This is a genomic window from Citricoccus alkalitolerans, assembly GCF_039528175.1.
In the GTDB taxonomy this organism is placed as follows: domain Bacteria; phylum Actinomycetota; class Actinomycetes; order Actinomycetales; family Micrococcaceae; genus Citricoccus; species Citricoccus alkalitolerans.
This window is the reverse complement of the sequence record NZ_BAAALH010000001.1, coordinates 126,159-150,694: the sequence shown is the minus strand read 5'-3', so window position 1 is coordinate 150,694 and position 24,536 is coordinate 126,159. Positions and strand designations below refer to the sequence as shown.

The following is a 24,536-nucleotide window of genomic DNA, read 5'->3' as shown; positions in this document are numbered from 1 at the left end:
CCCGCGCCGGGTGGGACGGATGTCCGACAGGACGCGACGGCCAGCCCGGCACCTTGTTAGGTTGGTGGCATGCTCATCGTCGAAGAGATGTACCTGCTGCTGACCAAGGACCACGGCACGGCTGGCCGAGCGCGGAAGTACCGCCGCTACGGGCTCGCGGCGGCCGCCGTCGCCGACCTCGCCGAGCTCGGGATGATCGAGATCGCCCGAGAGGGCAAGGACCCGCAGGTCACCGTGGTGCGGGCCGGGATGACCGGCCACGAACCGCTGGATGCCGTCCTGCCGGCCCTGGACTCGATGTCGGGACAGAAGATCTCCACCCTGGTCGGCCGTTCCCAGCTCGACCCGGACACGGCCGTGGGCCGGAGCCTGGCCCAGCAGGGCGTCGTCACCGAGGAGTCCCGTCTCCTTCGCGGGCCTCGCTTCATGATCACCAGCCCCGCCGCGGAGATCGCCCTGCGTGAGCGCCTGGGCCAGGTGCTGGCCGGAGACCGCCAGGCCACCCTCGCCGAGGCGACGGAACTCGGCCTCCTCAAAGCCCTCAACGTAGCCCACGGCCTGCTGGGCCCGGCCCGTGGCCAGCTGGACCGGCGCGAGTTGACCCGGCGCATCGAGGAGATCGCCCACGGGATTCCGGCCGTGGAGGCCGTCAAGCGCCGGGTGGATCCCTTCACCGCGTCCACCCTGGCCACGGTGGCCACCAGCGCTGGCTGAAGGTCCAACCGAGTACGCATCTCCTGGTCCGCCTCGTCCTCCACGCCACCCGCCACACTGGTTCCGAGCGCATAGGCCAGGGTGGACCATCGGGCATCCCGTGGTTCGTCCCGGCCTGGCGGCTGTGACGTGATGCCCAGGAGTCAGGATGCCCGAGCCACTCAGAGGAACCCGGCTAGTGCTGCACGATCGGCTGGTAGCCGGAGGAGCGCAACCGGCCCAGGACCTGCTCGGAGTGCTCCGGCCCACGGGTCTCCATGTCGATCGTGATGGTCACGTCTCCCATGCTGAGTGAGCCGCCGATGCGGCTGTGGTCCACGCGGGTGACGTTGGCCTCTGTCTCGGAGATGATCCGGGAGATGTTGGACAGTTCGCCGGGACGGTCGCGCAGAGAGATCTTGACGGTCAGGTAGCGACCGCCTGCGGCCAGGCCGGACTGGATGACCTTGAGCATCAGCATCGGGTCCACGTTGCCGCCGGAGAGCACGGCCACGGTGTGCTTGGACTCGATCCCGAGCTCGGCCAGCTTGCCCTCCAGCAACGCGGCCACGCCCACCACGCCGGCGGGCTCGACCACCATCTTGGACCGCTCCAGCAGGAACACCAGGGCGTTGGCGATCGCATCCTCTGACACCGTGACCACCCCGTCCACGAGTTCCTTGATGATCTGGAAGGGGATCTGGCCGGGCTTGCCCACGGCGATGCCGTCGGCGATGGTCGAGACATGGGAGAGCGGCACCACAGCGTCTGCGGCCAGCGACGGCGGGTAGGCCGCGGCGTTCTCCGCCTGGACGCCGATGATGTTGATGTGCCGACCCTGACGGCGGGCCATCTCCTTGACGGCCACGGCCACGCCGGCGAGCAGGCCGCCACCACCGATGCCCAACACCAGCGTGTCGATCTCCGGATCCTGTTCGAGGATCTCCAGGCCGATCGTGCCCTGGCCGGCCACCACGTCGGCGTTGTCGAAGGGGTGGATGAAGACCGAGCCGGACTCGTCCGCATACCGCTGCGCCTCAGACAGGGCCTCATCCACGTTGTTGCCGTGCAGCATCACCTCGGCGCCGTGGTCCTTCGTGGCCTGCAATTTCGGTAGCGCGACGCCGCGGGGCATGAAGATGGTCGCCTTGATTCCCAGCTTGGAGGCCGCCAGGGCCACTCCCTGGGCGTGGTTGCCGGCAGAGGCCGCCACCACCCCGCGGGCGCGCTGGTCCTCGGAGAGCTTTGCCATCCGGACGTAGGCGCCGCGCACCTTGAAGGAGCCGGCACGCTGCAGGTTCTCGCATTTGAGGTGCACCACGGAGCCGGTGAGCCGGCCCAGGGCCCTGGAGTGGTCCAGCGGCGTGGGGACGATGACCCCGTCCAGCAGTTTCCGGGCCTCCTCGATGTCCGCCAGGGTGACGGGAAGTCCCGGGAGTTCCGCGCGGTCGGCAGCCGTACCCGTTGCGGTATCCGCACTGCTCTGGGGGGTGGTGATCACTGTGGTCCTCCGTTCTGGTCCGGCCGGCGGCCGGAGTGGTCCATCCCCGTATTGTCCTCCCCTGCGGACCCTCTGCCGCGAAGATTGCCCGAGGTGCCGGTCCCAGGGTCAGCATTGGCACCGGCATCGGTCTCTGGGCCGACACCGTGTCCGCCACCCGCGCTGGCTCCAGCTCTGGCATCAAGGTCTGCGTCAGGGTCGGTGTCAGCACTCGCGGCGCGATCCTTGCGGAAACGGTGGGGCAGGAAGCGCGAGCGGGACTGTGACTGCTTGAGCTGGCGGCGCGCCTGACGTCGCCGCCTGGCTGACAGTGCACTCTCGGCAGCGCTGGGAGCACCGGTGCTATCGGGTGCTCCGCCGTCGCCACCGTCACCGGCGTCACCGGATCTGCCGGATCCGCCAACACCACTCGTGGCCCGGCGGACCACACCGTCGATGGTCACGTAGGCTCGGCCCCACGGCCCCTCGAGACCGGCGGCCCGGTCCTTCAGCCCAGCAGCGCGTTCCTTGAGTCGGATATCGCGGTAGTCCGAGGCGGCCGCGGGTTCAGGTCCGTCCTCAAGCCAGGGCTTGGCGTGGAAGTACTTGATGGTGGCGTTCAGGAAGGCCATCAGCGGTACAGCGAAGATTGCCCCGACGAGTCCCATCACCGCGGTGCCCCCGGCCACGGCCAGGAAAACGGCCAGCGGGTGCAGGCTGACCGCACGTCCCATGACCAACGGCTGCAGGACGTTGCCCTCGATCTGCTGGACCAGGAGCACCACGCCGAGCATGATCAGGGCGTTCACCCCGCCGTTGGCCACCAGGGCCAGCGTCACGGCCACCGCGCCGGTCAGGAAGGCACCCACGAGGGGAATGAACGAGCCGAAGAACACCAGAACACCGAGGGGCAGGGCCAGCGGCACGCCGAGGATCAGGGCACCCAGCCCGATGCCCAGGGCATCGACGAACGCCACGAAGATCTGGACCCGCACGTAGCTGCCGAGGGAGGTCCAGCCGGCATCTCCGGCTCCGTCGATGGCGTTGCGATGGCGGGCGGGGACGAAGTTCAGGCAGAACCGCCAGATCCTCTTGCCGTCGTAGAGGAAGAAGATCAGCGCGAAGACGGCCAGCACTGTGCCGGCGGCGATGTTTCCGGCGGTGGAACCGAAGCCCAGGGCACCCGAGAGGATGGTCTGGCTGTTGGCCCGGACCGCCTCACCAAGGTCCGAGAAGATGTCGTTCCACTGGTCCGTGGTGACGCCGAAGGACTCCAGCCAGGCGACGATGCCCTGGACGCCCACCACAATCTGGTCCCGCATGTCCGTGAATCCCACGGCGAGCTGCTGGCCGACGAGGGTGAGAAGGCCCAGGACGAGGACGATGAATCCGAGGATGATGCCGGTCACAGACAGTCCGCGCGGGATGCCCCAGGCCACGAGCCGCTGGTGGATCGGCGAGAGGAGGGTGGACAACAGGGCCGCCACGATCAGGGGGATGACCAGGAGCGAGATGTGGCTTAGGAGCCAGATGCCGGCTCCGGCCATCGCCAGGACCAGCAGCACTCGCCAGGACCAGGCGGCAGCCACCGTCAGTCCGTAGGGAACGTCCGCAGCCACCCGGTTGGCCTGGTCGGGAGCGGTCAGGAGGGGGTCCGGCACCCGGGCCTCAGGCTGGGGGCCCGGGACTTCGGGCAGCCCGGGAACCGGAGCGTCCGGAATCCCGGACTCTGGGCGAGTGCTCAACGGACTGCCTCCTCAGGGTATGGACGGTCGTGTGAGAGATGAGAGGGACTGTGCAGTGGGCGGTGGTGGGAGATGCCCCAGGCAGCGCCCAGGTGCTCCCCCAGGCCGATCCACACCAATCCGTCGCCGCTGTTCAGGGCGTTGGCCGGAGCAGTCATCGGTTCCACCGCCACCGCCCGGTGCCGGCCGGGGAAACGGTCCGTGAAGAACACGTGGACATAGCCGAAGGCCGGGTCCGTCCAGAGCTCCACGTTACGCCCATCCGGCGCGGACAGCGTGTGGTGGTGGAGGCCGTCCTCGCCGGGCTCCAGATCGGTGAAGGCCGCGTCGAGCAGGCCGGCGCCCACCTGCCGCCCCTCGCGGAAGTCCTCAGACGTGCCCTGGACCGGCAACGTCCCCGTGGGGATGAGCCGATCATCGGACAGCACCCGGGTGGCCGCCTGCAGGGTCAGAACCAGTTCCTCACTGGGAACATCTCCGATCCGCAGGAAGGGGTGGGCGCCGAAGGCGACCGGTGCCGGCCGGCCGGAATGGTTGGTGAGCTGCTGGTGGACCGTGAGGGCGCCGTCGTCGTCCAGGGTGTAGGTGACCTGGTGGGTGAGCCGGAACGGGTAACCGTGCTGGGGGTGGATCTCGCCGCGGAGGATCACCTGGCGGTCCGACTGTTCGGCCGGGACGAACGCCGTGTTGCGCAGGAGCCCGTGGCTGGCGTTGGAGCGGGAGGGTTCTGTGAGGTCGAGCTGCTGGGTGGCACCGTCCAATGTCCAGCGCCCGTCCCGCACCCGGTTGGGCCACGGGGACAACTGGATACCACAGGCCGAGGGCGGAATCTCATCCGGGCCGTAGGTCTCCACCAACGCCGTTCCGCCCACCTCATAGCGGCGCAGGGCACCGGCCAGTGAGGCGATGGTGGCCTCGGCTCCGCCATGGCGCAGCACGTACTGGGTGCCCGTCACCGCGGACCCCCCGAAGTGCAGCCCGGCGCGCTGGTCGGCAGGCGAATCGACAGGCTTGTCGGAGAGCTCGCGGGACGACTGACCGGAGGGCTCGGAGGACAGGTCGGAAGACCTACCAGCGGGACGGTTCACGGGCTCGTTCATAGCTCCATTAACCCAGAATCGGCTGGCCTCGTCCGGATTGTTCCTCCCGGGCGGGGCCAGCCGATGGCTGTGGGCGGCTCCGTGCGTGGTCAGTCGCTGCCGCGCAGGATCGCCAGGATGCGCAGGATCTCGACGTAGAGCCAAACCAATGTCACGGTGAGTCCGAAGGCGGCAGACCAGGAGTACTTCTGCGGGGCCCCGGCCTGGACACCCTGGGTGATCGCGGTGAAGTCCATGATCAGCGAGAACGCGGCCAGGAACACGGCGAGGAGACCGATGCCCAGACCCAACAGCGGGAACTCGCCACGGAGGCCGAACATGGCGTCGGTGACACCGAAGAGCATCAGGAACAGGTTGACCACGGAGAACAGCGCGTAGCCGATCATCGCGACCATGAAGATCTTCACGGACTTCTTGGAGACGCGCCACTTGCCGGAGGCGAAGAGCGCCAGGGTCACGGCGAACACGCAGAGCGTGGCCAGCACGGCCTGGACGGCGATGCCCGGCCACATCTGCTCGAAGACACCGGAGATCCCACCGAGGAACAACCCCTGCGCGGCGGCATAGAGCAGGATGAGCACGGGCGAGGGCTCGCGCTTGAACGCATTGACGAGTCCCAGGACCAGGCCGACGATGGCGCCGGGCAGCATGAGGGCCGGCATGTTCCAACCCACGGCCGCACCGGCCACGACGAGCAGCAGCGTGATGACGGTCTTGGCGATGACGTCGTTGTAGCTCATCCGGCCCGTGTCAGCGGGCCCGGCGGCTGGCTGGGCATACATCTGCTCCAGCTGCTCCGGGGTGTACTGCTGTCCCTGCGGAGCCTTCTGGCCCTGCTGGCCGAAATAGCCCTGCTGGGCCTGGCCCTGCGGAGCCTGGCCCCGGGAGCCGCCCTGGTACCAGCCCGGTGCCTGCTGCGTGGCGGCGCCACCCCGACCGTCGCCGGAGTGCATCTGTTCCTGGAAGTTCTTGCTGTTGAAGACGGGGTTGGCCACTGGCCATCTCCTCTGCTGGTCGCGTGCAATCCACGGTCGTACTCTCCGGCCCGGGTGGCGCGGCATGGACGTGATGGGGACTGCTCTCAGTCTATCTGCCGAACCTGAAAAGCAACCTGACAACGGACGAGGAGCTCTTCCCTCCGCTGACAGCTTAACGGGCCGTGGGGGGCGAACAACCGTGCCGGGCGGCGGGAGTGGAGGTCAAGACAGTACCCCCAGTGGGACTCGAACCCACAACACAGAGATTTTAAGTCTCCTGCCTCTGCCAATTGGGCTATGGGGGCTGGATCCGACGGCGGCCCGGAACCCCTCAAGGGTACCGGGCCGCCGCAGAGCCGAAGCGTACTTCGAGCCCGTCGAGACCTACTTCGAGGACTTCGCGGACTCCAACACCTTCGGATTGTCGAAGCGACCCGGCTTCAGCTCGCCGCCGGCTGCCTCGAGGAAGGGATTGTGCGGGTTCTCGAGTCCCTCGATCGGCGTGGTGTCGCGGCCGAACACCACGGACAGCAGCCAGTCAGAGACCACGCGGGCCTTGCGCTCGTACGTGGGCATGGCCAGGCCGTGGTAGCCGCGGTGCGCCAGCCACGCCGGGACGCCGCTGAGCTTAAGGCCCATCGGGTTGCCGACGCCCTTGCCGAAGCCGAGGCCGGCCACGGCACCGAGGGACTTGTGGACGTACTCCTCCACGGCGCCCTCACCGAAGCGCACGGCCAGCAGGTTGGCGGCGAGGCGTTTGGCCTGGCGCACGGCGTGCTGGGCGTTGGGAACACAGTGGCCGCCGGGGCCGTCGCCGGTCAGGTCCGGCACGGCGCACACGTCGCCGGCACCCCAGGCACCCTCGAGAACCCCGCCGTCACCGTCGGAGATCTGCAGGGTCGGGGTGACCTCGATGCGGCCACGCTGTTCAACCGGGAAATCGGTCTGCTTGGCCACGGCGTTGGCGGCCACCCCGGCGGTCCAGACGAGGGTGTCGGTCTCGAAAGAGCCGGCGTCGGACTTGTCCTGCATGTTGATGAGCTTGAGGACGCCGCCCTCGGCACCGGCCAGCGAGGTGTTGAGCAGGACCTCGATGCCGCGTGACTTCAGGTGCTCGACGACCTCGACGGCCTGGTCCTCGCCGACCTCCGGCATGATCTTGCCCATGGCCTCGATCAGGACGATGCGGGCATCGGACTGGGCCAGGCGGGGGTTCTTCTTGATGACGGACCGGATCAGGTCCTCCATCTCGGAGATGGTCTCGACGCCGTTGAAGCCGCCGCCGACGACGGCGAAGGTCAGGGCACGGCTGCGGGCCACGGCGTCGGTCATGGTGGAGGCGGCCTCGAGGCGGTCCAGGATCTGGTTCCGCAGCTGCACGGCCTCCTGCACGGTCTTCATGCCGATGCCGGCCTCGCCCAGGCCCGGAATCGGGAACACGCGGGTGGTGGCACCGGCGGTCATGACGACGTCCTGGTACGGGATCTCGAACTCAGAGCCGTCCTGCGTCTGAACGGTGGCCGTCTTACGGGAGTGCTCGACCTTGATGACCTTGCCCTGGACGATCTCGGAGTTCTTCAGGTGGGTGCGGTGGTCCACCACGATGTGCCGGGGCTCGATGTTCCCGCCGACGACCTCCGGCAGGAACGGCTGGTAGGTCATGTACGGGTTCGGGTCCACGAGGGTGACGACGCCGCCACGCTCCTTGACCTTCTTCTCCAGGTTCTTGGCGACGTACAGGCCGGCGTAACCGCCGCCGACGATGAGGACACGGGGCTTCGGGGACAGCTGCGGAGTGATTGCCATGAGATACAGCCTAGACCCGCTCACCGCACTTCGTGAAACTTTTCACAAAGTCACAAAGTCTCGCTCCCCGACGGACGTGCCGGAGTGATCCTGATGGAGACTGACGAGGCTGCCGATGTGGGTCAACGCTCCCGTGATCCTCGTTGCCGGACGTACAGCACCACAGCGGTGGCCGCCAGCCCCGCGACCACGAGGCCCGTGCCGATCACGAGCGCCGGCTGGAGACCCGGGGCAGGATCGGCCGGGGCGGCCGCCTGCGGCAACTCCGTGGACAGCGGGTCCGGGGTCGACGTCGGCTCAGCCGGCTCCCCGTTCGGGTTCGCGGTGGGCGTCGGGGCACCGGAGGACTCGGCGCGACGGTGCACGCGGATCCAGTCGGCGATGGTGTCCAGGGGATTGCGGTCCACGGCGCCGACGTCCGCCGTCACGGCCGCGGCGGCGTCAATGATGCCGTGGCCGTAGACCGGATCCTCGCCGGGGACGCCGGCGTCCTCGGCCGTGGCCAGGATGCGGTGGATGACCTGGTGGGCGGGCATCTCCGGGTACTCAGACCGGATCAGGGCGGCCAGGCCGGCCACGAGCGGGGCTGCTCCCGAGGTTCCCGCCCACTCCTTCCGCTCACCGCCCGGCACGGCGCCGACCAGCGGGTCAGCCGGTGCGGCCACCCCGATGGAGATCCCCTCTGTGGAGGAGTCCCAGCTGGCCGTGCCATCCGGATTGAGACCCGCCACGGTCAGCACACCGGGAATGGTGGCCGGGGCGCCCGCGGTCAGGGTTCCGGAGGCGCGGTTGCCGGCGGCGGCCACCACCACCACATCGTTCTGCTCCGCGTGCAGGAAAGCCCGGTCCCAGCTCTCCGGCCAGTCCTGACGGGTGGAGCCGAGGGACATGTTGATGACGTCCGCCCCGTTGTCCACGGCCCAGGTGACGGCCTCGGCGATCTGATCCTCCGGGGACGGGCCGCCGGGGTTACTGGCACCGAGGTGAACCGAGATGGACAGCAGTTCGGCTCGGGGAGCCACCCCCACGATCCCGTCCGGCCAGGCACCGGTGGCCCCGTCCGGAGTCGGCGTGGCGGAGGGGCTCGGGGTGGGTCCGGTCTCTCCGGAGGGCAACGTCGAGGGCGTCGGTGTGGCCTTCGCTGATCGGCGTTCCTCCTCGGCCCGGCGCAACGCGGCCTCGTTGTTGCCTCGTCCGGCCAGGACCGAGGCCACCAGGGTGCCGTGTTCGGCCATCTCCCCGACCGGTTCGGTGCCGGACTCGTTGCCCGCTCCGGAGACGTCGATGCCCCCGGCCACCTGGCCGCTCAGGTCGGGATGCTCCGCGTCGATGCCGGTGTCGATCACCGCGACCGTGACGCCCTCGCCCTGGCTGGTCCCCCACGCGTCGCGGAAGCCGTACTCCTCGAGCCAGTACTGCCGGTCCCGCCATTCATCCGCGGAGGCGGCGGGCAAGGCCAGCCAGCCCGCTGCACCGGGCGCGCCGGATGCTCCGGGGTCGGTCCAGCCGGCGGCCGGAGGCGGCAAGAGCACTGGTCCGGCGACGAGGGCGGCGGTGAGCACGGGGACCGCCAGCACGGTGGCCAGGGGCACTGCAGTCAGGCGGGAGGGGCGGGACGGTCGGCCGCCGAGGAGTGGGCCCCTCCCCCACTGTCCGGACCGGCAGCCGCTCATGCTGTCTGGGACAGGGCGATCCCGTCCAGGATGTCGTGCTCGGACGCGATGGCCGTGGTGACCGCACCATGGCCGGCCCGCGCCACCCGGCGCAGGATCATCGACCAGATGAGGGCGCCCGCGCCGATCACGTCCACGCGGCCCGGGTGCATGTAGGGCAGTGCGGCTCGTTCGTCACGGGTCGCCGCCAGCAGTCGCCCGGCGGTGTCACCGATGATGTCCACGTCCAGCTCGGTGCCGTGGATGACGCCGGGGTCATAGGCCTCCAGGCCCAGTGCGGCGGCGGTCACCGTGGTCACGGTCCCGGCCACACCGACGACGGCGGCCACCTCCCCCAGAGGGATGCTCGCCTCGGCCTCGTCCAGGGCGTCCTCGATGTCCTGCACCGCTGCCTGGATCTCGGCCTCGGTCGGAGGGTCGGTCCGCAGATGGCGCTCGGTGAACCGGACGCAGCCCATCTTGACGCTGAGGGCGTGGGTGACCTGCGGCCCTGTCCCTCCGGGGCCGGACAGCGTTCCGAGGACGAACTCGGTGGATCCGCCGCCCAGGTCCACCACGAGCACCGGCCCGGCGGCCGCGTGGCTGGAGGCCGCGCCGGCGAAGGACAGCGCCGCCTCCTCGTCCCCCGTGACGATCTCAGGGTCCACGCCCAGGCGTTCGCGGATTCCGGCGGTGAAGTCGGCGGCATTGGCGGCGTCGCGGCTGGCCGAGGTGGCGACGAACCGGACGGAGGTGGCCCCGAGGTCGCGGATGATGGCGGCGTAGTCCTCCGTGGCGGCGAAGGTGCGCTGCATGGCAGACTCGGACAACCGGCCGGTGGCGTCCACTCCTTCGCCCAGCCGGACCACGCGCATCTCGCGATGCAGGTCCACGAGCCGGGGGGCAGCCGTGCTGCCGGTCCCGGCCTGATCTTCCGTCTGGTCTGTCGGAGATTCGAGGCGTGCCACGAGCAGGCGGATGGAGTTGGTCCCGCAATCGATCGCGGCGACGGTCCTGTCCGGGCCGGGGCCGCCGTCGTCGCCCTTCCGGGTGTTGGCTTCGTTGTCCTTGCTGCCTGGCGAACGTGGGGCCGTACCCTGCAGGGGGGTCTGCACGGGATTCCGCTCCCCCGCGAGCCGCTTCACGTGGCGGCTGAGGTCCCTGCTCGGCACGGGTGCCCCGGGATCCCAAGCGCCGGCACACCAGCAGGTCTCCGCGGTCCAGTCATCCCGCATGCGTTCGAGCGCCTCGTCCCCGAGGGGGTTCACACCGGGCCCTGCGGCGAGCGAATGCCCCACCAGGACGTGCAGGCACTTGACCCGTTCGGGCATGCCGCCGGCGGAGATGCCCGAGATCTCGGGAACCTCGTCCGTGCCGGCCACCCGGCCCACCCGGTCACGCTCGGACAGGTAGGCCTCGTGCGCACTCCGGTAGCGGGCGGACAGCTCGTCATCCTGCTGCAGCCGTTCGGACATCTCGGTCATCGCACCGGACGCCTCGAGCCGGGAGACGGCGGCCGTCAAGACCGGGTGGGTCAGGTAGAACGTGGTGGGAAAGGGGATCCCGTTGGACAGGCGGGGAGCGGTGGTGGCCACCAGCGGATTGCCGCACACGCACCGGGCGCCGATCTCGACCACATCACGGGCAGGCCGGTTCAGTTGCAGGCTGATGGTGTCCAAGTCCTGCTGCGTGGGGGTGCGGTCCTGATTCTGCGTCATGGTGATGATCTTGCCTCAGTCGATGCGTTGATGCTGGTGACAAGTGCTCCAGCCTAGTCGGTCCCGGCACGCACCACGGAGTCCAGCAAGGCATCCGCCCACGGCATGTCCTGGTTGACCTCGCTCGGGCTGGCCGGCGGCGGCACGGGGTCCTCCACGGTCTCGTCGCCGCCGATGACCATGTAGGTCTGCTCCCCGGGCATGACGAGGTTGAAACGTTCGCGCGCCTGCTGCTGGATGTAGGCCGGGTCCTCCCAGCGGGCGATCTCGCTCGTGAGGTCCTGCTGCAGCTGCTGCTCGGCGGCGATCTCCTCCTGGACGGCACGGAGCTCGGCCTGCTGGTCCAGGAAGACCCGCAGGGTCGGTGCCAGGAGCACCGCGGCCACGAAGAGCACCACCAGGAAGGCCACGGAGCGGCCGGTGAGGTTGCGGGCTGGGACGGGTTCGACCGGGACCAGGGCCAGGCCCGGCGTGGACACCGCTGTGGCAGCAGAGAAAGCCGGAGTCGATGAGGCACCTGGAGACCGGGTCGACGACGGCGCCGTCGCGGCCCCGCTGGAACGGCCCGGAGCGCGGTCTGGAGTCCAGGCCGGAGTCCTGGCGGAGCTCCGCCCATGGCCACGGGGCACGGAGCGGCGCAACAGGTTGCGGCGTTCATCGGCCCGGCGCTGCCCGGGAGTCGGTTCCGGAGACGGGCCGGCCACGGTGTCTGCCGGATCCGCGGCGTCGTCCAGGATGGGCCCGGATCCGTCCGAGGCCTCCGCGTCGGGGGACGCCGGGGAACCGTTCAGCACCCGGGCGGCGGGCCGCCGGTCGGCAGACGCCGGGTCCACCGGCTCACGGGGTGCGAGAGATGTGACGGGTTCAGGGGATTGGCGCGACGGCGCCGCGTCGAGGGGGATGACCTTCGCGGAGTGGCCGCCCACCAGGTGTGGCGTCGAGCCGGGCCCGGGGGTGCCAGTGCGCTGGGCGGCCCCGGACCCCACCTCGGCCAGCTGCCGTTGGGACGTTTTGGGGACGCGCGGACGACGAGTTGCCACCTGTACCTCCGTGCCCATCCTGAACAGAATTTCTGACGTGAAGCCCGGCCGTCTCCCCCGGGTCCCTCTGACGATAACGGCTGATCCGGCCGGCGTCGGGACAGCGCGCCGAGCGGTTACCCGGGCGTTTGCCGGGCTTTCGCCGTTAAACACCGCAACCCCGCTCCCGGAGGCCCGGGAACGGGGTCGTGGGAGGTTGCGGGTCAGCCGGTCAGGCGCGGGCGGTGAATCGCGGGAAGGCCGAGGTGCCCGCGTAGATCGCGGAGTCGCCCAGTTCCTCCTCGATGCGCAGCAGCTGGTTGTACTTCGCCACCCGGTCCGAGCGCGCCGGGGCACCGGTCTTGATCTGGCCGGCGTTGGTGGCCACGGACAGGTCGGCGATGAAGGTGTCCTCGGTCTCGCCGGAGCGGTGGGAGATCATGCAGTGGAACTGGTGGCGCTGGGCCAGGGAGATCGCGTCAAAGGTCTCGGTCAGGGAGCCGATCTGGTTGACCTTGACCAGCAGAGCGTTGCCCGACTTCTCGTCGATGCCCCGCTGCAGGCGCTCCGGGTTGGTGACGAACAGGTCGTCGCCTACGAGCTGGACCGCGTCTCCCAGCGAGGCGGTGAGCTGCTGCCAGCCCTCCCAGTCGTTCTCGTCCAGCGGGTCCTCGATGGAGATCAGCGGGTAGTTCGCGGCCAGCTCCTCGTAGTACGCGATCATGTCCGCCGCACTCTTCTGCTCACCCTCGAAGGTGTAGGTGGCGTTCGAGCAGAACTCTGAGGACGCCACGTCCAGGGCGAGGGCGATGTCCGTGCCCGGGGTGTAGCCGGCCTGGGTGATGGCCTCGGTGATCAGGTCCAGGGCGGCGCGGTTGGACGGCAGGGACGGGGCGAAACCGCCCTCGTCTCCCAGACCGGTGCCGAGCCCGCGCTCCTGCAGCACCTTCTTGAGCGTGTGATAGACCTCGGCGCCCCAGCGCAGGGCCTCAGAGAAGCTCGGTGCACCGATCGGGGCGACCATGAACTCCTGGATGTCCACGTTCGAGTCGGCGTGGGCGCCGCCGTTGAGGATGTTCATCATCGGCACGGGAAGCACGTGGGCGTTCGGGCCGCCCAGGTACTTGAACAGGGAGAGGTCCGAGGAGGCGGCGGCCGCGTTGGCCACGGCCAGCGAGACGCCGAGGATGGCGTTGGCGCCCAGGGTGCCCTTGTTCTCAGTGCCGTCCAGGTCGATCATCAGGGTGTCGATGAGACGCTGGTCCGTGGCGTCCTCCCCCTCCAGCTCGTCCGCGATGTTCTCGATGACGGCGTTGACGGCACCCAGCACACCCTTGCCGAGATAGCGGCCCTGGTCACCATCGCGGCGTTCGACCGCTTCGAACTCTCCCGTGGAGGCGCCCGAGGGAACGGCGGCGCGGCCGAGGGAGCCATCGGTCAGCAGCACCTCCACCTCAACGGTGGGGTTACCGCGGGAATCGAGGATTTCACGGGCATGGATGGCGTCGATCAGGGCCATGTGCGGTCTCCTTTGAAGACTGTCGGTGGTAGAGCGTCAGAACCGGTGTGGCTTGACGGTCCGGGCGGGCGCCGTGGCGCAGGTTGCGGTACCGCGGGGGCGATGCGGGTTCAGCCTAGCCCGTCGGGTCCGTCCCCGAGAGGTCGTGACGGAGCACGGCCAGGTGTTGCCTCAGCGCTCGCTCGGGATCGAGCCCCGCGGCACGGGAGCGCTGGACCAGCCGGAACAGCTCGGCGCCCAGCTCCGCCTCGTCCTGCAGCACCAGCGGATCCAGGCCCGACGGCGGCGGACCTGGATCCGGCAGCGGGTCCACCGGTTGCCGGGCGGCCCGGTCCACGACCTTCGCGGCGGCTGCCAGGGCGGGCAGGTGGGCGGGGACCTCGGCGAAGGCCGCCGGTGAGGTGGCAGGCGAGACGACGGCACCGGTCGGCGGGTCGGCGCCGGGCTCCTGCCCCGGGAGCCCGGCAATCGTCTCAACTGTCCTGGTTGCGCGCTCCGCCTTCTTGATGCGCTCCCAGTTCTTCTCGATGTCCTCCAGTCTCGCGGCCGCCAGGTCCTTCGGCTCGCGCAGGGACCCGTCGGCATGGAAGACGTGGGGATTTCGGCGGATCATCTTGTCCGTGATGGCCTGGGCCGTGCCGTCGAAGGTGAAGCCACCGGCTCCCTCGGCGATCGCCGCGTGCAGGACGACCTGGAAGAGCACGTCCCCCATCTCCAACCGAAGCTTCTCGTAGGTACCGTCGGCCAGTGCCCCCACAGGCCAGCTGTCCGGTGGCGCGGACTCGATCACCTCGACGGCCTCGTATGCCTCCTCGATCAGGTACTCGGTCAGCACGGCATGGGTCAGCCGCCGCGTCCACGGGCAGTGCTCCCGCAACTGGGCGACCACCCAGACGAGCCGGTCGACCGCGTCGCTCACGCGTCCTCGTCGTCGAGGGCCTCCAGACGCACCGGGCCGTCCCCGGTCCCGCCGCTGGAGATGACCTCGCCCCAGGCCTCGACCAGCAGCTCGGCCAGGGCCTCGCGGTCCTCAAGGGGCAGGAAGGCGGCCTCGGCGGCGTTGAGCTGGAAGTCCAGCAATTCCTCCAGCGAGTAGCTGAACACCTCAGCGATCAGGTACAGCTCGTCGGTGAGGGAGACCCCGCTCATCAGGCGGTTGTCCGGGTTGATGGTCACACGGAACCCCAGTTGGGCCAGCATGTCGATCGGATGCGTGGAGACCGTGCCGCCGTAGGCGGCCACGGCGCCGGTCTGCAGATTCGAGGACGGGCAGATCTCCAGCGCGATGCCGCGGTCACGGACCCAGGCGGCCGTGGAGCCGAGGTCCACGAGGGCGTTGTCCTCGCCGACCTGCTCTCCGTTCTCGTCCACGGCGTTGAACTCCACCGTGATGTCGTCAGCGATCCGCACGCCGTGGCCGAGACGCAGCGCGCGGCCGTTGACCAGGGCGTCGTTGATGGACTCGAGGCCGTCCGACTCACCGGCGTGGACGGTGGCCGGGAAACGCTGGCCGGCCAGCCAGGTGAAGGCCTCGGTGAAGCGTGACGGCGGGAATCCGGCCTCCGGTCCGGCGATGTCGAATCCGACCGCTCCGGCGCCGGCGGAGCCTCCGGATCCGCCGACACCGCGGTGGCGCACGGCCAGCTCGGCGATCTCCTGGGAGCGGTCGTTCTGGCGCATGGCCGTGATGAGCTGGCCGACGCGGATCGGGGCTCCCGCGTCCTCGGCGTTCTCCACACCCTCGTCGAGTCCGGCCTGGACCGCCTCGACGGCCTGGTCCAGGGTCAGTCCCCCGGCCGTGTGCTGTTCGGGGGCCCAGCGGACCTCGGCATAGACGATGCCGTCCTCCACGAGGTCTTCCACGAACTCGCGAGCCACCCGCCGAAGCCCCTCGGCCGTCTGCATGACAGCGATCGTGTGGTCGAAGGTCTCGAGGTAGCGCTCGAGGGTGCCTGAGTTCGCAGACTCGGCGAACCACTCCGCCAACGCATCGGCGGTGTCTACGGGCAGTTCGTGGCCGATCTGGCTGGCGAGGTCGAGGATGGTGGCCGGTCGCAGGCCCCCATCGAGGTGGTCGTGGAGGCTGATCTTGGGCAACGCTGCCAGATCGACGTCGAGGGGCGAGGGGGCGGAGAATTCGATCGCGTCAGTCACATGGCGAGTCTACGGTAGCGGTCTCGGCCCGCAGTCCCCCGCCAGCCGCCTGCTTCCGTTCCGCCAGCCGGAGCAGGATCCTCTTCAGGATGAGGTCCACCAGCCAGCCGACGGCGGCCGCCGCGACCAGCGCCACGATGATCTGCAGCAGCGTGTTGTCCAGCCACCCCGCTGTGGCCCGGGCGATCCCGATCGAGTACGCCGACCAGAGGAACGCGGCGAAGATGTCCAGCAGGGTGAACCTCAGCCGCGGGTACCCGGTGGCCCCGGCGGTGTAGTTCACCGCCACCCGTCCGCCCGGGATGTACCGGGCCGTGCAGATCACCAGCGCGCCGTGTCCGTCCAGGGCGGCACGGGCTGTGGCGACGGCACGGACCACGCTGCGGCTGCGCATCCAGCGGAACCGGGTGATCCCGATCCCCCGGCCGAGGGCATAGGCGATCTGGTCCCCGGTGATCGCCCCGAGGGCACCGATCAACCAGACCCACCACAGGGAGACGGTGTCCCCGGTTCCGGAGATGGAGGCCAGTGCCACCAGCACGGACTCCGAGGGCACCACGGGGAAGAAGCCGTCGATCGTGCACAGCAGGTAGACCGCGAGCAGGATCCACCACTGCCCGGCGGCATGGAGGACCACGTCTTCGATCATCTGGAGCACCCGTTCAGCCTAGGCGACCGGAAGGCCCGGGACCGCACTTTTCGCGGCGGATCCGGGCCTTCTCAGGGCTGGTTCAGGGTTGTCTTCAGGGTCGTCTGCAGGGCGGTCCGGGAACGGCTTCAGTCTGGGCTGGGGCAGCCACGGGGACGACGAGGATGAAGGGAACGCAAGGGAGGCAGCCGAAGCGGCGCTGTCAGTCGATCCGGTCGATGATGAGCGGGCGCGGCACGAACGAACCGGCCTCCGCCGATCCCGCCGGGGCGATGGAGTGGCAACCCTCGAGCGCAGACAGGGCCCGGTCGAATTGCTCCGGTGTGTCCGTCAGCAGGGTGAAGAGGGGCTGTCCGGCCTGCACGGTGTCCCCCGGCTTGGCGTGCAGTCGCACTCCGGCCGCGTCCTGGACCGGGTCCTCCTTGCGGGCCCGGCCGGCGCCGAGGCGCCAGGCCGCCAGGCCCACGGACATGGCGTCCAGGCGGGTCAGCACGCCCGACTCGCCGGCAGTGACCACGTGGGATTCCCGTGCGCTCGCCATCGGGGCGTCGGGGTCCCCGCCCTGGGAGGCGATCATCCGGCGCCACACGTCCATGGCCCGCCCGTCGGCCAAGGCCTCGGCCGGGTCCACCCCGGTGACCCCGGCACCGGCCAGCATGCGCCGGGCCAGCTCCACGGTCAGTTCCACGACGTCGGCCGGTCCCCCGCCGGCGAGGACCTCCACCGACTCAGCGACCTCGATGGCGTTGCCGGCGGTCAGGCCGAGCGGGGTGTCCATGTCCGTCAGCAGGGCGGAGGTGTTCACACCGGCATCCCGGCCCAGGTCCACCATGGTCCGGGCGAGTTCGAGGGCGTCGGATTCGGTCTTCATGAAGGCACCGGAGCCGCACTTAACGTCCAGCACCAGGGTGCCCGTACCCTCGGCGATCTTCTTGGACATGATCGAGGAGGCGATCAACGGGATGGCCTCCACGGTGCCGGTGACGTCACGCAACGCGTAGAGCTTCTTGTCCGCGGGTGCCAGCCCCGAGCCGGCGGCGCAGATAACGGCACCCAGGGAGGAGAGCTGGTCCAGCATGGCCTCGTTGGACAGGTTGGCCTGCCAGCCGGGGATGGCCTCGAGCTTGTCCAGGGTGCCGCCGGTGTGGCCGAGACCACGGCCGGACAACTGGGGTACGGCCACTCCGTACACCGCGACAAGCGGTGCCAGCGGAAGGGTGATCTTGTCCCCCACGCCACCGGTGCTGTGTTTGTCCGCGGTCGGCTTGACGCCGCCGTCGGGCCCGCGCAGCTGTGAGAAGTCCATTCGCTCCCCCGAGGCGATCATCGCGTTCGTCCAGCGGGCAATCTCCGGCCGGTCCATGCCATTGAGCAGGATGGCCATGGCCAGCGCGGACATCTGCTCGTCCGCCACCACACCGCGGGTGTAGGCATCCACGATCCAGTCGATCTGCCCGTCCGAGAGCTGTTGGCGATCCCGCTTGGCCCGGATCACCTCGATCGCGTCGAACGGCTCGGCGCGGTGGCCGGTCTGGAGGCCGGATGAGGACGCGGAGGCCGAGGTGGAGGTGTGCTGCGGGGTCATCGAGTCACTCCAGGGTTGTCGGTCGAAGCCGTGTTGTCACTGAGGTGCCTCATGTCGGCCGGGCCGAAGGCCAGCGGCAGGACCTCTTCCATGGTCAGTTCGCCGTCCGGCCCCATGAGGCGCATGCCCGGGGCGTGGAACTCATAGAGCAGCTGGCGGCAACGGCCGCACGGCATGAGGACCTCACCGTTGCCGTCCACGCAGTAGAACGCCACGATCCTGCCGCCCCCGCTCATCTGCAGATTGGACACCAGGGAGCACTCGGCGCAGAGCGTGAGGCCCAGGGAGGCGTTCTCGATGTTGCAGCCGGCCACCACGCGGCCGTCCTCCACCAGGGCGGCGGCACCCACGGGGAAACGTGAGTACGGCACGTAGGCGCGGGTCATCGCGGCGCGGGCGGCTGATTCCAGGCGCTTCCAGTCGATACCGGATCCGATGCCGGTGATGCGCGGCAGGGATGCGGTCAGCGGGATGTCGTCCTCAAACGGGTCGCTGGACGCACCGCTGGATCCGTGGTCGTGGTGTTCCACGCGCACTCCTTCACTCTTCCTTGGCTGTTCCAGGCTGGTCCTGGTCGTTGCTCGTCGTTCCTGGCCGTGCCGGGCAGTTCCTGTCTGCACCCGGTCAGTCCTTCACTCCTTCACATAGGGCGACCCGGCGGCCGCAGGGCCGCGGGATCTGCCGACCAGGCCGGCCACCACCAAGACGGTGACGAGGTAGGGCAGCATCGCCATGAACTGGCTGGGGACCGGTGTGCCCAGGATGGCCAAAACGTACTGCATGTTGGTGGTGAACCCGAACAGGAGCGCCGCGAAGAAGGCCCCGATCGGGTTCCAGCGGCCGAAGATCACGGCGGCGAGGGCGATGAACCCCTGGCCAGCGGTCATCTCCTTCGAGAACGATGAGGAGGACACGAGCGTGAAGAAGGCGCCGCCCATGCCGGCGACAGCACCGCCGAGCAGCACATTGATGTACCGGGTGCGGATCACGTTGATGCCCACGGTGTCCGCGGCCTTGGGGTGTTCGCCGACGGCCCGCACGCGCAGGCCCCACTTGGTGTGGAACAGGCCGATGTACAGGGCGATGACGATCAGGTACATGCCGTAGCCCAGGATCGTCTGGTCGAAGAGGATGGGGCCGATGATCGGGATGTCCGCCAACAACGGGATCCGGATGCTCGGGAAATGCGGCGGGGAGTTCAACGCCGAGGAGTTCGAGGACAGCACGGTACTGAACAGGAAGCTGGTCAGGCCGGCCACCAGGACGTTGAGCACCACGCCGACGATGATCTGGTTGACCAGGTAACGGATGGCGAACACCGCCAGCAGCACGGAGACCAGCACACCGGCCACGACGGCGGCCACGAGACCCGCCCAGACCGACCCGGTCACCGAGCCGGTCACGGCGGCCGTGAAGGCACCCGCCAGCAGCTGGCCCTCGATGGCGATGTTCACGACGCCGGCCCGTTCGGAGAGCACACCGGCCATGGAACCGAAGATCAGCGGGATCGCCAGGGTCACAGAGCCGGCGATGAGGCCCGTGAGGAACACCGTGGTGGTGTTGGCCGCGCCGACCACCCACACCAGGAATCCGGCCACGAACAGGGCCGCGAAGACGGCGGAGACCCAGCCGCTGACCGTGCCGGAGCGGCGGACCTGCAGGAAGCCCCACACGGCGAGGGCGGCGAGCAGGAAGGTGATCGTCCAGCCGGCGGCAATGGTCGGGACCACGATGTCCGGGATGTGGATGGCATCGGCATCGGTGGAGATGCGGAACGTGGCCGACTTTCCCGAGGCGGTCAGCGCGAAGATTGCCAGGGAGACCGCCGCCAGCACCGCGAGCGCGATCGGCGTGGTCCAGTGCCGGACGATGTCCGTGGTGGGCTTCTCCGCCGTCGGAACGGAGGCAGTGGAACCGCCGGGGCCGGCCGGGCCGCTGGGAACGGTCGCGGTGGTGCTCATCGCTGGTCGCCTTCCGCCGGGGTGGGGGTACTGGGATCTGTTGCGGCCGGTTCAGGGCATCCCGCGTCTCCGGCTGCCACCCCCACGGCATCGCCGATGGTAGCGGAGTCGGCCGGGGCGGCGTGGCCGTCCGCGGACGCGGTGGTCGCCGCGACGGCGCCGGCGAGGGCCGGCTGGGTGACCGGGTCCGCCGTCGCGCGGGCCTGCAGGGCACCGGGTGCCGGCAGCCGGAAGATCATCCGCACCAGCGGCGGCGCGGCGATGAACAGCACGATCAGCGACTGGATGATGAGCACGATGTCGATCGGCACCCCGGTCTCGGTCTGCATCGTCACGCCACCGGCACGCAGCGCGCCGAACAGCAGCCCGGCCGCGAACACCCCCCACGGGTTGGAACGGCCGAGCAGGGCGACGGTGATGGCGTCGAAGCCGAAGGATCCGGCGACATCCGTGTTGAGCATCTTCTCCGTGCCGGCCACCTGGCTCATGCCGGCCAGGCCGGCCAGACCGCCCGAGATCGCCATGGCGACCACGTACATGCGCTTCACGGACACGCCTGCGGTCCGGGCGGCGTCGGGATTGGCACCCACGGCACGCAGCTGGAAGCCGACGGACGAACGCTTCATGAGCCACCAGGCGAACACGGTGGCCACGACGGCCACGACGAAGCCCCAGTTCAGGCGGAAGCTGTCACCGAACAGCAGCGGGAAGACCGCCGTCGACGGCAGGAAATCGGAGACTGGGTTGGTGGAGCCCTCCCGCTGGAGGACGGGTGTGTACAGGAAGTACGTGACCAGATGGATGGCCACGTAGTTGAGCATGATGGTCAGGATGACCTCGTGGGCACCGGTGAGGGCCTTGAGGAAGCCGACCACGGCACCCCACAGGGCACCGCCGAGGACGCCCATGATCAGGACCAGCAACAGGTGCAGGCCCGCCGGCAGCTGCAGATGGACGCCGAACCAGGTGGCGAACATGGCACCGAAGATCATCTGGCCCTGGCCGCCGATGTTGAACAGTCCGGAGCGGAACGAGATGGCGATGCCGAGCGAGATGATGATCAGCGGCGTGGCCACGGTCAGCGATTCCATCAGAGGGTAGATGCCCTCGCTGAAGGTGTCCCCGCGGTAGTTGAAGATCGCGCCGCGGAACAGGGCGGCGTAGGCGGAGGCCACGGCCGACCAGGCGGCGGCAAGGGTGTCCAGGGGGCGGCTGAAGAAGTAGCCTGCCGCCTCGAGGACGTCCTCGTCCGTCAGGATGATCAGCAAGCCGCTGATGACCAGGGACAGGATGATCGCCAGGACGGTGACGGTGCCGTTGCCGGACAGGACGTCCCGCAACGAGAACCCGTTCGGGGTACCGCCCTTGCGGCCCGATCCGGCGGTCCCGGGGCCGGGCGTGGACGCCGGGGTGCTCTCGCTGGTCACGGCGCTCATGCCGTTGCTCCCTTCGGGGTGGTTTCCGGTGCGGTACCAGGGGTGATGCCGGCCATCATGAGACCCAGATCGTCCCGCGAGGTGTCCCCTGGGACGATTCCGATGATCCGGCCGTGGTACATCACGGCGATGCGGTCGGCCAGGTCGAGGACCTCGTCGAGCTCCGTGGAGACGATCATCACCGGGGTGCCCGAGTCCCGTTCACGGATGATGCGGTCGTGCAGGAACTCGATGGAGCCGACGTCGACCCCGCGGGTGGGCTGGGAGGCGATGAAGAGCTTGAGGTCCCCCACCAGTTCCCGGGCCATGACGACCTTCTGCTGGTTGCCGCCGGACAGGGTGCCGACGGGGAGGTCCACGCCCTGGGTGCGGACATCGAATTCCGCGATGCGCTGCTCCGCCAGGGACCGGATGGCCGCCAGGCTCAGCTGGAAGCGATTGCCGACGGGGGCCCGGTCGAAACGGTTCAGGACGAGGTTCTCCGCCACGGAGAAGGATCCCACCAGGCCGTCGGTGGAGCGGTCCTCCGGCACATACCCGACTCCGGCCCGGATGACCTGCTTGGTGGTGCGGCCGAGGATCTCTTCGCCGTCCAGGCGGATGGACCCCTGCGCCTTCTGCAAGCCCATGATGGCCTCGGTGAGCTCGGTCTGCCCGTTGCCCTGCACTCCGGCCACGGCCAGGATCTCGCCCTGACGGATGCCGAAGGACACGCGGTCCACCAACCGGACGCCCTCCGGGCTCAGGACGGTCAGGTCGGACACCGTGAAAGCCTCCTCACCCAGCTGCGGGGCGGACTTCGTGGTGTTCAACCCCACGGCGCGGCCGACCATGAGGGCGGCCAGTTCGGACTGGTCCGCGTCCGGGTCCGCGGTGCCGACCATCCTGCCGCGGCGCAGCACGCTGATCACGGTGGAGATCGCCTTGACCTCGCGCAGCTTGTGGGAGATGAACACCACGGCGGTGCCGTTGTCCCGCAGACGGCGGATGATGTCCAGCAGCTCGTCGGTCTCCTGGGGCGTGAGCACGGCGGTGGGCTCGTCCAGAATCAGCACGCGGGCCTCGCGTACGAGCGCCTTGATGATCTCCACCCGCTGCTGGACGCCCACGGGAAGGTCCTCGATGCGGGCGTCCGGGTCCACGTGGAAGCCATACTCATCGGAGATCTCCCGGATCTTCCGGCGGGTCGACTCGAGATCCAGGATTCCGGCGGCCCGCGTATGCTCATCGCCCAGTGCCACGTTCTCCGCCACCGTGAACACGGGGATCAGCATGAAGTGCTGGTGCACCATGCCGATGCCAGCCCTCATGGCCTCACCGGGACCGCTGAACCGCACGGGCCGGCCGTCCACCAGGATCTCGCCGGCGGTCGGCTCATAGAGGCCGAACAGGACGTTCATCAGGGTGGACTTGCCCGCCCCGTTCTCCCCCAACAGGGAGTGGACCTGGCCGGACTCCACCGTCAGGTCGATCGAGTCATTGGCCGTGAAGGCCCCGAATTTCTTGGTGATGCCGCGTAATTCGAGTTTCACCGTGCTCCAGCCATTCTGGCCCGGGACAGGCCATCGCTTCGGAAAGTTGTCATTCCATCCATGATGCTTCGCTCCCAGGGAGTCTCACAGGACATCATCCAGGGTATTTTCCGGCGGACATGACGGTGGGGCGGCCCGCAGGCCGCCCCACCGCATGGGCCACCGTGGTGATCAGACCTCCGGCGAGTAGTCCGAGTCGACCTCGACGGAGCCGTCGATGATGCCGGCCTTGATTTCCTCGAGCTCGGCCTTCAACTCATCGGAGACCTCGGCGTCGAAGTCATGGAACGGGGCCAGATCCACGCCGCCGTTCTCCAGCGTGCCCACGTAGGGCTCACCGTCGAACTCGTCCGCCAGGTCGGTCTCGATGACGTCCTTCACGGCCTGGCCCATCAGCTTCACCACGGAGGTGAGGATGATCTCGCCCTGATCGGTGGTCTCGTAGCCGTCGGAGTCGACCCAGATGACCTTCGCCTCCTTGCCGCCGGCATTCGCCTCGGTCACAGCATCCAGGGTGCCCAGGCCCACCGGCCCGGCCACGGGCATGATGATGTCCGCGCCCTCGTTGATGAAGTTGGTGGTATTGGTCTTGCCGGCGGCCTGGTTCTCGAAGTCGCCGGTGAAGGAACCGGTCTTGGCCTCGCGGTTCCAGCCCAGCACCTCGACCTCGGCGTCCTTCTGCTCGTTGTAGTACTCCACGCCGGCGGCGAAGCCGTCCATGAAGATGGTCACGGTCGGGATCTCCGCGCCGCCGTAGGTGGCGACCTTACCCGTCTCGCTGGTGCCGGCGGCGAGATAGCCGGCCATGAAGGAGCCCTGCGCCGTGTCATAGATCAGGCGCTTGACGTTCTCGGAGAAGTCCGGGTCCGTGACGTCCACACCGATGAAGTGGGTCTCGGGGTTCTCCTCGGCGATGGGCTTCATCGCATCACCGAGCAGGAAGCCGACGCCGACGATCATGTCGCAATTCTGGAGCATGGAGTTGACATTGGGCGTGTACTCGGAGGGGCTGTTGGATTCCGCCTGCTGTGTTTCGATGCCGAAGGACTCGGCCGCAGCCATCAGGCCCTCGTGGGAGGACTGGTTGAAGGAGCGGTCGTCGAACCCGCCGGCATCCGAGACGATGCAGCCGGTGTAGTCGGAGTTGTCTGTGCCCACGGCTGGGGCGTCAGATGCCGAGGCAGTCCCCTCGGCGGCCTCCTCGGGTGCGGCGCCGCAGCCGGCCAGTAGAAGTCCGGACATGCCGAGCATGGCGACCGGCAGGAGTGCCTTACGAGACAGGGGGGATGCAATGCCCATGGTGATCCTTAGGTGCGAGAGTGTGGGGCTGGAGCGTGGGACTCCGGCCGCGAGCCGGTGATCTCGGCCCAGGTCCGGACGGGTCAAGATCGATCCGTTCCACGGGTGTCCGCGCCCTTCAGACGGACAGTTACCCGGGAGTTTACCCAAAGTTGGCAAGAACCGCTTCAGAGGTGCGCTACGTTTTCGCAACGACTGCATCACCTGGTCA

The 24,536-nt window shown here is 69.0% G+C and carries 19 protein-coding genes and 1 tRNA gene; 1 reads left to right on the top strand and 19 read right to left on the bottom strand.

The features are described from left to right. The first annotated feature begins 69 nt into the window (after nt 1–69). Nucleotides 70–714: a GOLPH3/VPS74 family protein gene (locus ABD134_RS00675; RefSeq protein ID WP_344225779.1), complete on the top strand. Its 645-nt coding sequence runs from the start codon at nt 70–72 to the stop codon at nt 712–714. A 175-nt stretch (nt 715–889) separates the two neighbouring features. On the opposite strand, the gene ilvA is transcribed toward ABD134_RS00675, so the two are convergent. From ilvA to ABD134_RS00580, 19 genes are all read right to left on the bottom strand, one after another. Beyond that, nucleotides 890–2,191: a threonine ammonia-lyase gene (ilvA, locus tag ABD134_RS00670; RefSeq protein WP_378108491.1), complete on the bottom strand. Its 1,302-nt coding sequence runs from the start codon at nt 2,189–2,191 to the stop codon at nt 890–892. Further along, on the bottom strand, nt 2,191–3,918 hold the full coding sequence (locus tag ABD134_RS00665) for an AI-2E family transporter (RefSeq protein WP_344225777.1): 1,728 nt from the start codon (nt 3,916–3,918) through the stop codon (nt 2,191–2,193). The genes ilvA and ABD134_RS00665 overlap by 1 nt, the downstream gene beginning before the upstream one ends. Beyond that, nucleotides 3,915–5,018, bottom strand: coding sequence for an aldose 1-epimerase family protein (locus ABD134_RS00660; RefSeq protein WP_344225775.1), 1,104 nt, complete (start codon nt 5,016–5,018; stop codon nt 3,915–3,917). The genes ABD134_RS00665 and ABD134_RS00660 overlap by 4 nt, the downstream gene beginning before the upstream one ends. Before the next feature lie 89 nt (nt 5,019–5,107). Continuing rightward, nucleotides 5,108–6,013 carry a Bax inhibitor-1/YccA family protein gene (locus tag ABD134_RS00655; RefSeq protein ID WP_344225774.1) on the bottom strand — a complete coding sequence of 302 codons (906 nt, stop codon included), beginning with the start codon at nt 6,011–6,013 and terminating at the stop codon, nt 5,108–5,110. 213 nt (nt 6,014–6,226) lie between these two features. Continuing rightward, nucleotides 6,227–6,300: transfer RNA gene (locus ABD134_RS00650), tRNA-Leu, on the bottom strand. A gap of 79 nt (nt 6,301–6,379) precedes the next feature. After that, on the bottom strand, nt 6,380–7,801 hold the full coding sequence (locus ABD134_RS00645) for an NAD(P)/FAD-dependent oxidoreductase (protein WP_344225773.1): 1,422 nt from the start codon (nt 7,799–7,801) through the stop codon (nt 6,380–6,382). Between the two features lie 122 nt (nt 7,802–7,923). Then, complete coding sequence (locus ABD134_RS00640; protein ID WP_378108421.1) at nt 7,924–9,393, bottom strand: S8 family peptidase; 1,470 nt, start codon at nt 9,391–9,393, stop codon at nt 7,924–7,926. Nucleotides 9,394–9,470: 77 nt separating this feature from the next. Continuing rightward, nucleotides 9,471–11,171, bottom strand: coding sequence for a DUF501 domain-containing protein (locus ABD134_RS00635; protein ID WP_344225772.1), 1,701 nt, complete (start codon nt 11,169–11,171; stop codon nt 9,471–9,473). A 53-nt stretch (nt 11,172–11,224) separates the two neighbouring features. Next, nucleotides 11,225–12,211 carry a septum formation initiator family protein gene (locus tag ABD134_RS00630; protein ID WP_344225770.1) on the bottom strand — a complete coding sequence of 329 codons (987 nt, stop codon included), beginning with the start codon at nt 12,209–12,211 and terminating at the stop codon, nt 11,225–11,227. Between the two features lie 211 nt (nt 12,212–12,422). Further along, on the bottom strand, nt 12,423–13,709 hold the full coding sequence (gene eno / locus ABD134_RS00625; RefSeq protein WP_344225768.1) for a phosphopyruvate hydratase: 1,287 nt from the start codon (nt 13,707–13,709) through the stop codon (nt 12,423–12,425). Nucleotides 13,710–13,824: 115 nt separating this feature from the next. Beyond that, a complete protein-coding gene (locus tag ABD134_RS00620; protein WP_344225766.1) occupies nt 13,825–14,628 on the bottom strand; it encodes a MazG nucleotide pyrophosphohydrolase domain-containing protein in 804 nt (267 codons plus the stop codon). Continuing rightward, the gene (locus ABD134_RS00615; protein WP_344225764.1) at nt 14,625–15,863 is read right to left on the bottom strand and encodes an adenosine deaminase; all 1,239 of its coding nucleotides are present in this window, start codon (nt 15,861–15,863) and stop codon (nt 14,625–14,627) included. Before ABD134_RS00615 ends, ABD134_RS00620 begins: the two co-directional genes overlap by 4 nt. Beyond that, entirely contained in the window at nt 15,856–16,512 is a 657-nt protein-coding gene (locus ABD134_RS00610) for a DedA family protein (RefSeq protein WP_344227579.1), read from the bottom strand. The genes ABD134_RS00615 and ABD134_RS00610 overlap by 8 nt, the downstream gene beginning before the upstream one ends. 202 nt (nt 16,513–16,714) lie before the next feature. Beyond that, nucleotides 16,715–18,097: a thymidine phosphorylase gene (locus tag ABD134_RS00605; protein ID WP_344225762.1), complete on the bottom strand. Its 1,383-nt coding sequence runs from the start codon at nt 18,095–18,097 to the stop codon at nt 16,715–16,717. Further along, nucleotides 18,094–18,534 (bottom strand): cytidine deaminase, encoded by a 441-nt coding sequence (locus tag ABD134_RS00600; protein ID WP_378108492.1) that lies wholly within the window; start codon nt 18,532–18,534, stop codon nt 18,094–18,096. Before ABD134_RS00600 ends, ABD134_RS00605 begins: the two co-directional genes overlap by 4 nt. Before the next feature lie 195 nt (nt 18,535–18,729). Then, nucleotides 18,730–20,058, bottom strand: a complete 1,329-nt coding sequence (locus ABD134_RS00595; RefSeq protein WP_344225760.1) for an ABC transporter permease — start codon at nt 20,056–20,058, stop codon at nt 18,730–18,732. Further along, complete coding sequence (locus ABD134_RS00590) at nt 20,055–21,494, bottom strand: ABC transporter permease (RefSeq protein WP_344225758.1); 1,440 nt, start codon at nt 21,492–21,494, stop codon at nt 20,055–20,057. Before ABD134_RS00590 ends, ABD134_RS00595 begins: the two co-directional genes overlap by 4 nt. Beyond that, nucleotides 21,491–23,026, bottom strand: coding sequence for an ABC transporter ATP-binding protein (locus ABD134_RS00585; protein ID WP_344225756.1), 1,536 nt, complete (start codon nt 23,024–23,026; stop codon nt 21,491–21,493). Before ABD134_RS00585 ends, ABD134_RS00590 begins: the two co-directional genes overlap by 4 nt. A 171-nt stretch (nt 23,027–23,197) precedes the next feature. Beyond that, complete coding sequence (locus tag ABD134_RS00580) at nt 23,198–24,325, bottom strand: BMP family lipoprotein (RefSeq protein WP_344225754.1); 1,128 nt, start codon at nt 24,323–24,325, stop codon at nt 23,198–23,200. Nucleotides 24,326–24,536 lie beyond the last annotated feature (211 nt).